Genomic DNA, 12,416 nt, shown 5'->3' with positions numbered 1-12,416 from the left:
CCGGCCAGGCCCGCCGTCAGGAGATATCCATGGCAGACAGGGAATTCGACCTCGTGCTGTTCGGCGCGACCGGTTTCGTCGGCGGGCTGACCGCGGAGTATCTGGCCGGGGCGGCGCCCGCGGACGCGCGCATCGCGCTGGCGGGCCGATCCCCGGACAAGCTCACCACCGTGCGCGACGGCTTGGGTGCGGCGGCCGCGAATTGGCCACTGCTGGTTGCGGATTCGTCGGATCAGGCGGCGCTGGACGCGCTCGCCGCGCGCACGCGGGTGGTCGTCACGACGGTCGGCCCGTACCTGCGCTACGGCCTGCCGCTGGCCCAGGCGTGCGCGCAGGCGGGTACCCACTACGCCGATCTGACCGGGGAGCCGCCGTTCATCCGCGAATGCATCGATCGGTTCACCGAGCAGGCCGTGGGCACGGGCGCGAAGATCGTGAATTCCTGTGGCTACGACTCGATTCCGTCGGATCTGAACGTCTACCAGCTCTACCGCCGCTCGGTCGAGGACAACACCGGCGAACTCACCGATACCACGATGGTGGCCTGGCTCAAGGGCGGGGTGAGCGGCGGCACCGTCGACGCCCTGCGCGCGATGATGGAGTCGGTCGCCGCCGACCCGGCCAACGGCAGGATCATGACCCATCCGTATTCGCTCAGCCCCGATCCGGCCGTCGAACCCGATCTGGGCCGCCAGTCCGATCAGGCGCTCATGCGGGCGTCGGCCATCGATCCGAGCCTGCACGGCTGGGTGGCCACGTTCATCATGGGCCCGCACAACACCAAGATGGTGCGCCGCAGCAACGGGCTGCTGGGCTGGGCGTACGGCAAGAACTTCCGCTACCGCGAGGTGATGAGCGCCGGTTCGTCGCCGGTCGCGCCGCTGGCCGCGGCGGGGCTGGCGGGCGGGATCGTGGCGGGCGTCGCGGCGACGGCGGTGCTGTCGCGGGCCGCGGCCGGGCGGCGCCTGCTCGATCGCGTGCTGCCCAAGCCGGGCACCGGGCCGAGCGAGAAGTCCCGGCGCAACGGCTGGTTCACCTCGAAGACCTTCACCCGCACCACATCCGGCGCGAAGTACGTCGCCACCTTCTCCGGCACGGGCGATCCGGGCTATCAGGCCACCGCGGTCATGCTCGGCGAGTCGGGCCTGTGCCTGGCCTTCGACGAACTGCCCGCGCTGGCCGGGGTGCTCACCCCGGCCACGGCCATGGGCGACGCGCTGATCGAACGGCTGCGGGCGGCCGGGATGACCATCGAGGTCGACCGGGCCTGAGCTATATCTGTGACAAAACGTTACAGCTAGGATGACCCTGTGAATCTCGCCCGGCGCACGATGAACAACCCGGCCTTCGCCCTGGTCTACGAGCGGGCCTGGCGTCCGGCCGCGTTCTTCCTGGCCACCGGCCGGACCATGCGGGCCGATCGGCACGACGCCGCGCGCACGCTGCGGCTGCGGCCCGGCAGCCGGGTCCTCGACGTGGCGTGTGGACCCGGCAACATCACCGGCTATCTGAGCACCCGCCTCGCCGGTGACGGCTACGCGGTCGGCATCGACTTCTCCGGTCCGATGCTGCGCCAGGCCCGCGTCGACAACTCCGGTCCGCGGGTCGGCTACGTGCGCGGCGACGCGCGCCGATTGCCGTTCGCGGACGGCACATTCGACGCGGTCTGCTGCTTCGGCGCGCTGTACCTGATCCCGGATCCGCTGGTGGCCGCGCGGGAGATGATCCGGGTGCTGGCCCCCGGCGGCCGGATCGCGATCAGCACCAGCCATCGCGACGACACCTGGTTCGGCGCGGTGAGCACGCTGGTGGGCGGCGCGGGCGGGCTGCGGGTGTTCGACATCGACACCTTCCCGGACCTGTTCGAGCGGTCCGGCCTGACCGAGATCCGCCAAGAGGTGCACGGACTGCTGCAATACGTGAGCGCCACCCGCCCGGCCCGGTGACGAAATCGCCTCGGGCGCAAGCACGATCCCAACTCCGGCCCGAATATCGTGTGTCGGCTCACAGCGGCGAGGATCGGCGGCGACGTGCGCGATCCGGTAGATTCGCCAGACGGGGTCGGGGTCGGTCGTAACCGGAAGGGGAGCAGCAGTGCGGGTTCCGGACACCGGACAACAGGCCGCTCGCGAATTGTATGCCGCGGCAACGGATCCGGGGGGCGCGGTCTTCGAGATCGCCGAGGATGTGGCGCGCAATCTGGCGGCGGCCTGCGATCGGCTGGTGGCGGATCTCCAGCACGCCCGCCGCGCCGATCAGCCGGTCACCGAGGTCGGCGGATTCCCGAATCTGCCCTCCGGACACGCCCTCACCCGCGGATTCGCCGCGAAGGGCCGCGAATTCCACGACACCATCACCGCCTTCCAGCAGACCGCGCTGCTGTTCAAGGCGGCGTATCTGGCGGCGGGCAAGCACTTCGACGAGGCCGAGGCCGCCAATCGCGCGGCGCTGGAACTGATCACCGCGCGCTCCGAGGACGTGCGGTGACCCCACCCCCGGAGACCGATCCGCCGTTCGTGCCGGACCGGGAGGTGTTCGGCGCCTTCACCCATCAGGAGATCTGGGATCAGGTGCACGAGTCGCTGGATCCGGGCGCGCTCGGCGCGGTCGCGGATTCCTGGCGGCGGCACGCCGAACTGGTCGGGGAGGCGTTCCGGGTCTTCTCCGATTCGGTGAACGTCGAGTTCACCCGCTGGCGCGGCCGCGCCTACGAGGCCGCCCTCCAGGCCACCCGCGATTTCGTCGGCCGGGGCCTGGCCCTGCCCGAGGTGTGCGACACCCTGCAACGGCTCATGGAGTCCAATGCCGAAGCGGCGCAATCGATTCGGGACGCCATCCCGCCGCCGCCCCAGCCCTACCGGCCGCTGCCGGATCCGGCGGCCGAGGCCGTGCACGGCGGCCAGCGCCGCATGGACCACGATCTGGCCGCCGCGTCGGCCCTCGCCGACGCCCGCGACGTGCTCAGCTACGTCTACAACCAGACCCTGCCCGCCTCCGGCGATCGCGTCCCGCGGTTCACCCCGGCGCCGAGCGGGGGGCCGGAGTAGTGAAGTGGGTGCTCACCCCCGACGAGTTCACCCACGTCTGGGCCACCGAGACCGGGCTGGACCGGCGCCCGTACCCGGTGAACATGATCCCGGCGACCACCGCGCGCACCGAATCCGAGTACGCCGCACTGGGTTTGCGACATCGCTACGCCCGCAACACCGATCCGGATCTGACCGCGGCGCTGCTGTTGTGCGCGCGCGGCGACGCCACCACGATCACCATCTCCGGGGAACGGACCGGCGCCGAACCCGAACGCGTCCTCGCCTTCGCCGCCGTGGTCCATCAACACGCCGGAATCCTCATCGCCAAACCCGACGCGGTGGTCGTGCTGGTCTGTCACGCCCGCGCGCTCGGCGCGAAACTGGTCGAGGTGATCGGCTCCGCGCCGCCCGGTCAGCAGGGCCCGTTGCGCGAGCCGCAGGAGGCGGTGCTCGAACTGGAGGGCATGCCGCCCTATTCGGGTCCGAGCCATCGGGGCGCCGCCCGGTTCCGCCGCAAGCTGCGCGAATCGGTGGACTCGCGCGGTTTCATCACCGTCACCGTCGCCCCGGACAATCCGATGTCGCCCCCGACCCGCTACCGCACCTGGCTCGACTTCACCGGCGACGGCCGCTATCTGCTCACCACGGCCGCGGACCTCATCCTCAGCCCGGTCACCGACGCCGAGCTCGCCGCCCAGCTGGCCCGCCTGGCCTGCATCCAGTGAATCTCGGCCCGCGCGAGCCATACTCGCCGCATGGCAAAATCCTCCGACTCCCCGTTTCCCCCGGCCCTGCGCGCCGACGGCGTGCAGGTCGCCGACCTCGACACCTCGGCCACGCCCGGCTTCGACGGCGACAAGGCGACCGGCGCGAAGCGGCTCGTCGAGCGCCAGCAGGTGCTGTCGGATCTACAGGAGAAGCTCTACGCCAACGGCCGTTCCGGCGACCCGCGCAGTGTGCTGCTGGTGTTGCAGGGCATGGACACCGCGGGCAAGGGCGGCATCGTGCGGCACGTGATCGGCTCGGTGGATCCGCAGGGCGTCGACCACGCGGCCTTCGGCGTGCCGACCGAGGAGGAGCGGCGCCACCACTACCTGTGGCGGATCGAGCGAAAGTTGCCGCGCGGCGGGCAGATCGGCGTGTTCGACCGCTCGCACTACGAGGACGTGCTGGTCGTGCGGGTCCACGAGCTGGTCCCGCGGCAGGTGTGGGCCGCCCGCTACGACGAGATCAACGAGTTCGAACGCGGTCTGGTGGAGGCGGGCACGACGCTGGTGAAGGTCGCCATGTTCGTCTCCCTCGACGAGCAGCGCAAGCGGCTGGCCCGGCGCTTGGACCGCCCGGACAAGTACTGGAAGTTCAATCCGGGCGATATCGACGAGCGGGCGTACTGGCCCGCCTACCAGGAGGCGTACCAGGCCGTCCTCGACCGCACCTCGACCGACCACGCGCCCTGGTACGTCGTTCCGGCCGACCGCAAGTGGTACGCCCGGCTCGCGGTCACCGAACTGCTCATCGACGCCCTGAGCGGGCTCGAACTGACCTGGCCCGCACCCGCGTTCGACGTCGAGGAACAGCGCCGCCGCCTCGCCGAGTCGTGACGGGTTCTGTCCGGACTCTCAGGTTCGACCGGTATTGATGTGTGCGGGCGCGGCACGCGCGCGGCCCGCCCGTACGATCGGGGCGGCACGCACGGGTGTCCGGACGAGCACAGGAAGGCGTGGTGAACTCGAAGGTGAGCAACAATCCGCGGGGCAGGAACGCGCTGGCGGCGGTGCAGCGGACCGATCGCAGGCGGACCATCGCGATCCAGGTGGGCGTGGCGGTCGTGTTGATCGGCCTGATCGCGGCCATCGGCATCAGCATCGCGGTGCGTCAGTCCGACAAGAACGACGCCGGGCCCACGCCAACGGTCACCGCCCAGCCCCCGGCCCCGGACGCCGTCACCGGTTCCATCACCGACAACGGCTCGATCCGGATCGGCAAGCCCGGCGCCAAGGCCACGGTCCGCTTGGTCGCCGACCTCCAGTGCCCGTCCTGCCAGCTGTTCGAGGCCACCAACGCGACCGTCCTCGAGGACGAGGTGAAGGCCGGGACCGCGGCCGTCGAGTACAACATCATCGCGTTCCTCGACCGCGCCTCGGGCGGCGCCCGCTACTCCTCGCGCGCGGCCAACGCCGCCTACTGCGTGGCCGAGAACGATCCCACCAAGTTCCAGGCGTGGGTGGCGAGCATGTACAAGCAGCAGCCCCCGGAGGGCTCCGGCGGCCTGCCCGACGAGAAGCTGGTCCAGATCGCGCAGGAGGCCGGGTACACCGATCCCGTTGTGGCCCAATGCATCAACGACGACAAGTACGACTCGTACGTGCAGAAGGTCACCAAGGACGTGTTGAACAGCGGCATCCAGTCGACGCCGACCGTGTTCGTGAACGGGCAGCAGCTCGCCCCGCAGGACATCGCCGCGCCCGACGCGTTCCGCCAGAAGATCGAGGCCGCGGCGAAGTGATCGCGGCGCCCGTTCGTTCCGCCTGGTTGCTGCTGATCGCCTCGCTGGCGGGCTGGATCGCGGCGGTCACCCTGACCGTCGAGCGGTTCAAGCTGTTCATGGATCCGAACTATCGGCCGTCGTGCAGCATCAACCCGGTGTTGTCGTGCGGGTCGGTCATGGCCACCGATCAGGCCGCCGTCTTCGGCTTCCCCAACCCCCTGATCGGCGTGGTCGGCTTCTCGGTGGCGGTCACCCTCGCCGTCCTCGCCGTCGCGGGCGTCGGGCTGCCCCGCTGGTTCTGGGCGGGCCTGTGGCTGGGCCTGCTCCTCGGCATGGTGTTCATCGGCTGGCTGATCTTCCAGAGCCTCTACCGCATCAACGCCCTGTGCCCCTATTGCATGGTCGTCTGGACCGCCACCCCCCTCATGCTCGCCGTCGCCACCGACCAACTCTTCGGCGGTTCCCGCGGCCCGGCCCGCATCCTCGCCGAATGGCGCTGGACCGTCGTCGCCGTCTTCTACGCCGTTGTGATCCTGCTGGTGTTCCTCCGGTTCCAGGACTACTGGCTGCACGCGTTCTAGTTCGGCGGCCCCGACGCCAGGACCACGGGCAGGGTGCGGTGGGTGCCGTCGGGGTCGGTGAGGTCCAAACGCACTGTGTCCGAAGGCTTTCGGGTGTTCAGGGCGGCCTTGAGGCTCTGCACCGAGGTGATGGTGCGGCCGTCGACGGCGGTGATGACCTCGCCCACGAGCAGGCCCGCGGTGTAGGCGGGCTGGCCGTAGAGGGTGACGTCGACGCGGGCGCCGGGCGGTTGGCGGGCGTCGGAGGTGAGGACGCCGAGGGTGGCGGTCGGGCCGACGTGGACGGTGTCGGTGGGGATGCCCGAACGGATCTGGCGGACCACGGTCATGGCCGTATCGATCGGGACCGCGTAGCCGCTCGCCCGCCCGGCGGCCCTGGCGACCTCACCCGACGCGGCGGTGATCACGCCGACCACCGCGCCGTACCGGTCGACCAGCGCCCCGCCCGACTGGCCCGACGCCACCGGCGCGGCCACCTCGATCATGCCCGCGAGCGCCTTGCGGGACAGATCCGCGGCGTCGCGGGCCACGATCGAACTGCTCAGCGACGTCACCGAACCCGGTGTGACAGTGGGTGATCCGGTGCCGCCCGCGTTGCCGATGGCCAGGATCTCGTCGCCCAGCCGCAGCGCCGCCGAACTGCCCACCCGCGCCACCGGCAGCCCGAACGCCCCCGACAGCGACAGCAACGCGATATCGCTGGTCGCGTCGTAGCCGAGCACGACCGCGGGATAGGCGCGGCCGTTGCCCAGATCCCCGACGGTGATGACGTCCGCCCCCTTCACCACGTGATGACTGGTCAACACCTGCCCGTCGGCGGTGAGCACGATGCCCGATCCGGCGGCGCTGATCCCGCTCGGGCGGATCGAGACGTCGACATTGACCAATTCGGGTTCGACGTCGGCGGCCACCAGCGCCGCGTCCAAGGGCGGCAGCGGCGGCCCGAGCAGTGTGGTGGTGCGGTCACCGGACCCGAATGTCAAGCGCGGCAACTCGTTTCGATAACCGAACAGCACCAGGGCCGTCAACAGCACGGCGAGTATCAGCGCGGCCGTGCGACCGGCCCGTCCGACCCGGCGCGGCCGCGCCCGGTCCACATCGATATCCGTGCCGTCGTACATGACACTCCCGCCTCGTACGCGCCCGCGGGCTTCGGCGATTGTGCTTCTATGTGTACCAAAACAACCCGAGCGTGTCGCGGGATCAGTGATTCAGCACGGAAACACCGAACATGAGCCCCGCACCCCCGATCGTGCACGCCAGCACCAGCCGCGACGGCCGCCCGGCGTGCGCCTCCGGCAGGATGTCCCCGGTCGCCAGGTACAGCAGGAACCCCGCGAAGTAGCCGAGGTAGAGCCCGGCCAGATTCGCGGGCACGCGGACGAGCGTCCCGATCAGCGCGCCCACGACCGGCGCGATCGCGTCCAGCACCAGCAGCACCACCGCCCGCCGATGCGCGTTGCCGTACAGCGTCGGAATGGTGAACGCGTTGAACCCGTCGGCGAAGTCGTGGCAGATCACCGCGATCGCCACCGACAGGCCGAGCGCGGTCCCGGTCTGGAACCCCACCCCGATGCTCAGCCCGTCGAGCATGCTGTGGAACACCAGCCCGCAGGCCGCGATCAGCCCGACCGACTGGAAGTCGTGGCTGTGCGCCCCGAACTCGTTCTCGTGCCCGACGTGCACGGCCATCTCCTGCTCGATGATGTGCACGGTGAAGAACCCGACCACCCCCGCGATCAGCGCCCCCGGCACCCCGGCGACCTCGTAGTGCGATTCGGCCAGCGCGTCGGGCAGCAGATCGAAGGCCACCACCCCGAGCAGCACGCCCGCGGCCAACCCCAGCACCAGCCGTTTGCGCTCCCCGATCCGCGCCGCCACCAAGCCACCCAGCAACGTCGAGCACATCGAAACCAGGGCCAGCAGAATCGCCATCCGCACAGCATCGGCCACCAACCGCGCGACCGTGCGGCAAACCGCGCGGCGAGTTGGCCGGGGAGTTGCACACACCCGCAACCACGCGGCGAGTTGACCCGGGAGTTGCACACTCCCCGCAATCGCGCGGCGAGTTGACCCGGGAGTTGCACACTCCCCGCAACCGCGCGGCGGGTTGCCGGGAGTCGCACACTCCCCCGCTGCCGCGCGAGAAGTTGGCCATCTCTCGATGGTTTGCGTCGGTAACTATGCGCGGGTAGGCATGGAAGCATGACCACTGCCGCCGCGTATGCCATCGACGCGCCCGACGGGCGCTTCGCCAAGACCACGATCGAGCGACGCGAACTCGGCCCGAACGACGTACTGATCGATATCAAGTACGCGGGCATCTGCCATTCCGACATCCACACCGCCCGCGACGAGTGGCACGGCACCGCCTATCCCTGCGTGCCCGGCCACGAGATCGCCGGGATCGTCGCCGCCGTCGGCTCGGGCGTCACCAAGCACAAGGTCGGCGACCGGGTCGGCGTCGGCTGCATGGTGGACTCCTGCGGCGAGTGCTCCTCCTGCCTGGCGGGCGAGGAGAGCTACTGCCTGCGCGGCGCGACCATGACCTACAACGGCCGCGTCCCCGAGGAGGTCCAGCCGGGCGGCGTGACCTTCGGCGGCTACTCCACCCAGGTGGTGGTGACCGAGCACTTCGTCCTCTCCATCCCGGACGGCATCAGCCTGGAACAGGCCGCGCCCCTGCTGTGCGCGGGCATCACGCTGTATTCGCCGCTGCGGCACTGGAACGCCGGACCCGGCAAGCAGGTCGCCATCGTCGGGATGGGCGGTCTCGGCCACGTCGGGGTGAAGATCGCCAGCGCGCTGGGCGCCGAGGTCACCGTCCTCAGTCATTCGCTGAGCAAGGAGGCCGACGGCCGCCGCTTCGGGGCGCGACGCTACTACGCCACGAGCGACAAGCAGACCTTCCGCGAGTTGCGCAGCCGCTTCGACCTGATCCTCAACACGGTCTCCGCCGATCTGCCCATCAACGACTACATGCGCCTGCTGGCCCTGGACGGCACCCTCGTGATGCTGGGGCTGCCCGACAAACCCGTTGCGGTGCAACCGTTCACGCTGACCGGCCGCCGCCGATCGCTGGCGGGCTCCAATATCGGCGGCATCGCCGAGACCCAGCAGATGCTCGACTTCTGCGCCGAACACCACATCGGCGCCGAGATCGAGGTCATCTCCGCCGACCGCATCGATGAGGCGTACGAGCGGGCCATCGCCAGCGACGTCCGCTACCGGTTCGTCATCGACACCGCCACCATCTGAGCGGAGGTCCGCCGCAACAGCTCCGAAAGGGCTTGGCGCACTTCGAACATCCGCGCCCGGCTGCGCTCGGTCGTATCGTATTCGAGCTGGATGGTCAGGCGGTCGCCCACGGTGAACACGGTCAGTTTCGGCGGCATCCCCGGGCCCATGGCGAAGACGTCGGTGCGGAGGTAGCGCAGCCCCGCCGGGAGCACATGCGCCGGGAGGCGGCCCACATTGGACAGGGCGAGGGTCGGCGGTGAGCTGAACATCGCCGCCGTCGCCTCGTCCCGAATGTGCCGCGGCAGCAACGCGATCAGGGCCGGAAGGCGGGCCTCGCGTGCCGCGCGGACATCGGCATCGATGATCCGGCCGAGTTCGACCGGATCCGGTGTGGCGGGCACCGACAGCGGTGTCCCGAATCCGGCCGCGCAGTTGAGCACGAGGCTCTCGGGCACGGCCGGATCGAGGGCGCCCCGGATATCGGCCGCGTAGCCACAGACCATCGGCAGCGGATCGGCGTCGTCGAACCGACCGCGCACCGCCGCCATCGCGCATCCGCTCAACAGGCTGTGCACCGTCAGCCCGGCCGCTCGCGCGGCGGCCGCGAAACGTTCGGTCTCGTCGGGGTCCAACTCGATGCGGTCCAGGGCGTAGCGGCCGCGCGGATCGTCGGGAACGCCGTCGAACGGCAGTGTGCGAGGCGGTTCGGCGAGGACACCCCGCATGGCGTCGAGCAGTCCGAGCACCGCCGAGTCGGGGATCACCGCGGCCAGCCGATCGTCGATCGCCTCCGGAAGATCCTGCGGCACATCGGAAATCGGGAGTGGATCGCCCTGCACGCGGGCCGTGTAACGCCGCCACATCTCACCCAGCAGCGCGAAAGCCGAACGGCCGTCGGCGATTCCGTGATGGATGACCAGCACGACCCGGCTGACCGCGCCGTCCCGCAGCACGACCGCGCGGAACAGGCCGCCGGTCCAGTCCTGCGGCCGATTCACCAGGCGCAGGTACTCCTCCTCGCCGCCCTCGACCACCTCGACCGGCGCGCGGTACCCCTCGACCCGGCGCAGCGTCGGCACGTCCGCGTCGGGCACGTACCGGCAGCCGAGCAGCGGATGGCCCGCGACCAACTCGTCCAGCACGGCCGCCAGGACGGCCGGGTCCGGCTCGCCCTCGACCGTCGCGCCGATGAACAACGCCATGCCACCGACGGGCACCGAGCCCAGGTGCGCCTCGGCGCGGAAGAAGCCTTGCTCGAACGGGGATATCGGACGCTGCGCGATCATCGCGGACCTGCCTCTCGTCTCGGGGGTCACCTCCGAAAGCATACAGGCGTTTCAAACACTTGTCAGAAACAAGCGTATGAAACACTCGTCAGCCGCCGCTTGCTACCCTGCTGACGTGGGAACTCGTGACGATCTCCTGTCCGCGGCCAAGGAGTGCCTCGCCGAACGCGGCTACGCGCGGACCACGGTGCGCGACATCGTCTTCCGCTCCGGGAGCAATCTGGCCGCGATCAACTACCACTTCGGCACCCGCGACGCCTTGCTCGAGCAGGCGATGATCGAATCGACGACCGACGCGGTCCAGCACATCCTCGACACCTTCGGCGACACCGCCGAGGACCGGCCCTCGGCCCGATTGCAGGCGTTCCTGCAACAGTTGATCAAGACCTTCACCGAGGACCGCGCGCTGTGGGCGGCGAATATCGAAAGCCTCGCGCAGGCACTGCATTCCGGGGAGGTCCGCGACGAGATGGCGGCCAAACAGGAGCTGGCCCGCCAATCCCTGGCCCGCATGCTCGTTCCCGGCGATCGCGCCGACGACGCCCTCGGCGCGGTCCTGCTCACCCTGCTCGACGGCCTGCTCATCCAGTGGCTGCTCGCGCCCGCCGGGGCGCCGACCGCGAGCACCATCGTCACCGGCCTGCGCACCCTCGCCCACGCGCTGGACGGTTAGGCCCGAATCACCGGTATCCGGCGAAGAATTCGGCGATCTCGGTCGCCATCAGCTCCGGCGCGGCGTGGTGCAGATAGTGGGTGAACACGTCGTGGGTCTTCCACTCGACGATGTTCGCGTGATCGCGCTCGGCGAAGCGCCGGATGCCGTGGAAGTCGCCGTTCGATCCGACCAGGGACAGCGGAACCGTGGTCGGTTCGGTCGGTCGCGCGGCGGCGGCCTTCTCGAAGTAGTGCCGGATCGCCGAGCCCGCGCTGCCGGAGAACCAGTGCAGGGCGATATTGGTCAACACGAACTCGTCGTCCAGATCGGGTCCGAGCAGCTGCGCGTTCCAGCCGACCAGGCCCGCCGGGGAGTCCATGAGCGCGTGCGCGAGCGTCTGCGGCTGCTGGGACTGGAGAATGTTGAAGCCCATCTTGTTCTTCACGAACCAGTCCAGCGTCGCCAGCGACCGCTGCTCGTCCTCGGTCAGGTCGGTCAGTTCGGCCGGATCGCCCGAGGGGAACGAGTACACCTGCGAAACCTGCACGGCCACAACGTGTTCCGGGGCGACCCGGCCGAGTTCGGGGGAGATCTGCGCGCCGCCGTCGTTGCCGACCGCGCCGTAGCGCTCGTACCCGAGCCGCGCCATGAGCTCGGCCCAGGCCCGCGCGATCCGCTGGTCGTTCCAGCCCGCCTCCCGGGTCGGCCCGGAGAACGCGTAGCCGGGCACCGACGGGATCACCAGGTGGTATCCGGCCCGGGTCAGCGGTTCGATCACGCCGAGGAACTCCACGAACGTGCCCGGCCAGCCGTGGGTCAGCACGAGCGGGAAGGCGTCCTCCCGCGGCGAGCGCACATGCAGGAAGTGGATGTCCTGCCCGTCGATCTCGGTGACGAACTGCGGGTAGGCGTTCAGCCGCGCCTCCACGGCCCGCCAGTCGAACCCGTCGCGCCACAGGTCGACCAGATGCCGGACCCGATCGACGCCGACGCCGTAGGTGTCTCCCGAACCGGGGATCTGGTCGGCCCAGCGGGTGCGGTCCAGGCGGTCGCGGAGGTCGTCCAGATCGGCCTGGGGGATCTCGATGCGGAAGGGGCGGATGGCGGTCATATCGATCTCCTTGAAACGGAATGCTT

14 protein-coding genes are annotated in these 12,416 nt (G+C 70.0%); 10 read left to right on the top strand and 4 right to left on the bottom strand.

The annotated features are described in order from the left end of the window. Positions 1-23 precede the first annotated feature (23 nt). The 8 genes from ACFYTQ_RS11235 to ACFYTQ_RS11200 all read left to right on the top strand — a co-directional run bounded on the left by ACFYTQ_RS11235 (position 24) and on the right by ACFYTQ_RS11200 (position 6,098). Complete coding sequence (locus tag ACFYTQ_RS11235; RefSeq protein ID WP_387360161.1) at positions 24-1,271, top strand: saccharopine dehydrogenase family protein; 1,248 nt, start codon at positions 24-26, stop codon at positions 1,269-1,271. A gap of 39 nt (positions 1,272-1,310) precedes the next feature. Beyond that, positions 1,311-1,946, top strand: coding sequence for a class I SAM-dependent methyltransferase (locus ACFYTQ_RS11230; protein WP_387359374.1), 636 nt, complete (start codon positions 1,311-1,313; stop codon positions 1,944-1,946). A 148-nt stretch (positions 1,947-2,094) separates the two neighbouring features. Continuing rightward, positions 2,095-2,487: a hypothetical protein gene (locus ACFYTQ_RS11225; RefSeq protein WP_387359373.1), complete on the top strand. Its 393-nt coding sequence runs from the start codon at positions 2,095-2,097 to the stop codon at positions 2,485-2,487. After that, positions 2,484-3,047 (top strand): hypothetical protein, encoded by a 564-nt coding sequence (locus ACFYTQ_RS11220; RefSeq protein ID WP_387359371.1) that lies wholly within the window; start codon positions 2,484-2,486, stop codon positions 3,045-3,047. The genes ACFYTQ_RS11225 and ACFYTQ_RS11220 overlap by 4 nt, the downstream gene beginning before the upstream one ends. Further along, positions 3,047-3,754 (top strand): ESX secretion-associated protein EspG, encoded by a 708-nt coding sequence (locus tag ACFYTQ_RS11215; RefSeq protein WP_387359369.1) that lies wholly within the window; start codon positions 3,047-3,049, stop codon positions 3,752-3,754. The genes ACFYTQ_RS11220 and ACFYTQ_RS11215 overlap by 1 nt, the downstream gene beginning before the upstream one ends. Before the next feature lie 30 nt (positions 3,755-3,784). After that, positions 3,785-4,630 (top strand): polyphosphate kinase 2 family protein, encoded by an 846-nt coding sequence (locus ACFYTQ_RS11210; protein ID WP_387359367.1) that lies wholly within the window; start codon positions 3,785-3,787, stop codon positions 4,628-4,630. A gap of 122 nt (positions 4,631-4,752) precedes the next feature. Next, positions 4,753-5,535 carry a DsbA family protein gene (locus tag ACFYTQ_RS11205; protein ID WP_387359366.1) on the top strand — a complete coding sequence of 261 codons (783 nt, stop codon included), beginning with the start codon at positions 4,753-4,755 and terminating at the stop codon, positions 5,533-5,535. Then, positions 5,532-6,098 carry a vitamin K epoxide reductase family protein gene (locus tag ACFYTQ_RS11200; RefSeq protein ID WP_387359364.1) on the top strand — a complete coding sequence of 189 codons (567 nt, stop codon included), beginning with the start codon at positions 5,532-5,534 and terminating at the stop codon, positions 6,096-6,098. The genes ACFYTQ_RS11205 and ACFYTQ_RS11200 overlap by 4 nt, the downstream gene beginning before the upstream one ends. Here ACFYTQ_RS11200 and ACFYTQ_RS11195 read toward each other — a convergent pair. Together ACFYTQ_RS11195 and ACFYTQ_RS11190 are read right to left on the bottom strand one after the other, a co-directional pair. Further along, the gene (locus ACFYTQ_RS11195; protein WP_387359362.1) at positions 6,095-7,219 is read right to left on the bottom strand and encodes a S1C family serine protease; all 1,125 of its coding nucleotides are present in this window, start codon (positions 7,217-7,219) and stop codon (positions 6,095-6,097) included. The two genes, ACFYTQ_RS11200 and ACFYTQ_RS11195, sit on opposite strands and share 4 nt — an antisense overlap. 82 nt (positions 7,220-7,301) lie before the next feature. After that, positions 7,302-8,033 carry a ZIP family metal transporter gene (locus tag ACFYTQ_RS11190; protein ID WP_387359360.1) on the bottom strand — a complete coding sequence of 244 codons (732 nt, stop codon included), beginning with the start codon at positions 8,031-8,033 and terminating at the stop codon, positions 7,302-7,304. A 270-nt stretch (positions 8,034-8,303) separates the two neighbouring features. On the opposite strand from ACFYTQ_RS11190, the gene ACFYTQ_RS11185 reads away from it, so the two are divergent. Continuing rightward, the gene (locus ACFYTQ_RS11185; RefSeq protein WP_387359358.1) at positions 8,304-9,356 is read left to right on the top strand and encodes an NAD(P)-dependent alcohol dehydrogenase; all 1,053 of its coding nucleotides are present in this window, start codon (positions 8,304-8,306) and stop codon (positions 9,354-9,356) included. Here ACFYTQ_RS11185 and ACFYTQ_RS11180 read toward each other — a convergent pair. Continuing rightward, entirely contained in the window at positions 9,323-10,654 is a 1,332-nt protein-coding gene (locus ACFYTQ_RS11180) for a hypothetical protein (protein WP_387359356.1), read from the bottom strand. The two genes, ACFYTQ_RS11185 and ACFYTQ_RS11180, sit on opposite strands and share 34 nt — an antisense overlap. Positions 10,655-10,739: 85 nt before the next feature. Here ACFYTQ_RS11180 and ACFYTQ_RS11175 point away from each other — a divergent pair, with 85 nt between their 5' ends. Beyond that, positions 10,740-11,297: a TetR/AcrR family transcriptional regulator gene (locus ACFYTQ_RS11175; RefSeq protein WP_387359354.1), complete on the top strand. Its 558-nt coding sequence runs from the start codon at positions 10,740-10,742 to the stop codon at positions 11,295-11,297. A gap of 7 nt (positions 11,298-11,304) precedes the next feature. On the opposite strand, the gene ACFYTQ_RS11170 is transcribed toward ACFYTQ_RS11175, so the two are convergent. Continuing rightward, the gene (locus ACFYTQ_RS11170; protein ID WP_387359352.1) at positions 11,305-12,390 is read right to left on the bottom strand and encodes an epoxide hydrolase family protein; all 1,086 of its coding nucleotides are present in this window, start codon (positions 12,388-12,390) and stop codon (positions 11,305-11,307) included. Between the last annotated feature and the right edge of the window lie 26 nt (positions 12,391-12,416).

Source organism: Nocardia sp. NPDC004068 (assembly GCF_042874315.1).
In the GTDB taxonomy this organism is placed as follows: Bacteria; Actinomycetota; Actinomycetes; order Mycobacteriales; family Mycobacteriaceae; genus Nocardia.
Note: the sequence above shows the minus strand (reverse complement) of the source record. Positions and strands in the feature narration are given on the sequence as shown.

Excerpts from the sequence above, each read along its gene's own strand:
- ACFYTQ_RS11195 (WP_387359362.1), bottom strand. The coding sequence starts at position 7,219 with ATGTACGACGGCACGGATATCGATGTGGACCGGGCGCGGCCGCGCCGG.
- ACFYTQ_RS11210 (WP_387359367.1), top strand. The coding sequence starts at position 3,785 with ATGGCAAAATCCTCCGACTCCCCGTTTCCCCCGGCCCTGCGCGCCGAC.
- ACFYTQ_RS11170 (WP_387359352.1), bottom strand. The coding sequence starts at position 12,390 with ATGACCGCCATCCGCCCCTTCCGCATCGAGATCCCCCAGGCCGATCTG.
- ACFYTQ_RS11190 (WP_387359360.1), bottom strand. The coding sequence starts at position 8,033 with ATGGCGATTCTGCTGGCCCTGGTTTCGATGTGCTCGACGTTGCTGGGT.
- ACFYTQ_RS11185 (WP_387359358.1), top strand. The coding sequence starts at position 8,304 with ATGACCACTGCCGCCGCGTATGCCATCGACGCGCCCGACGGGCGCTTC.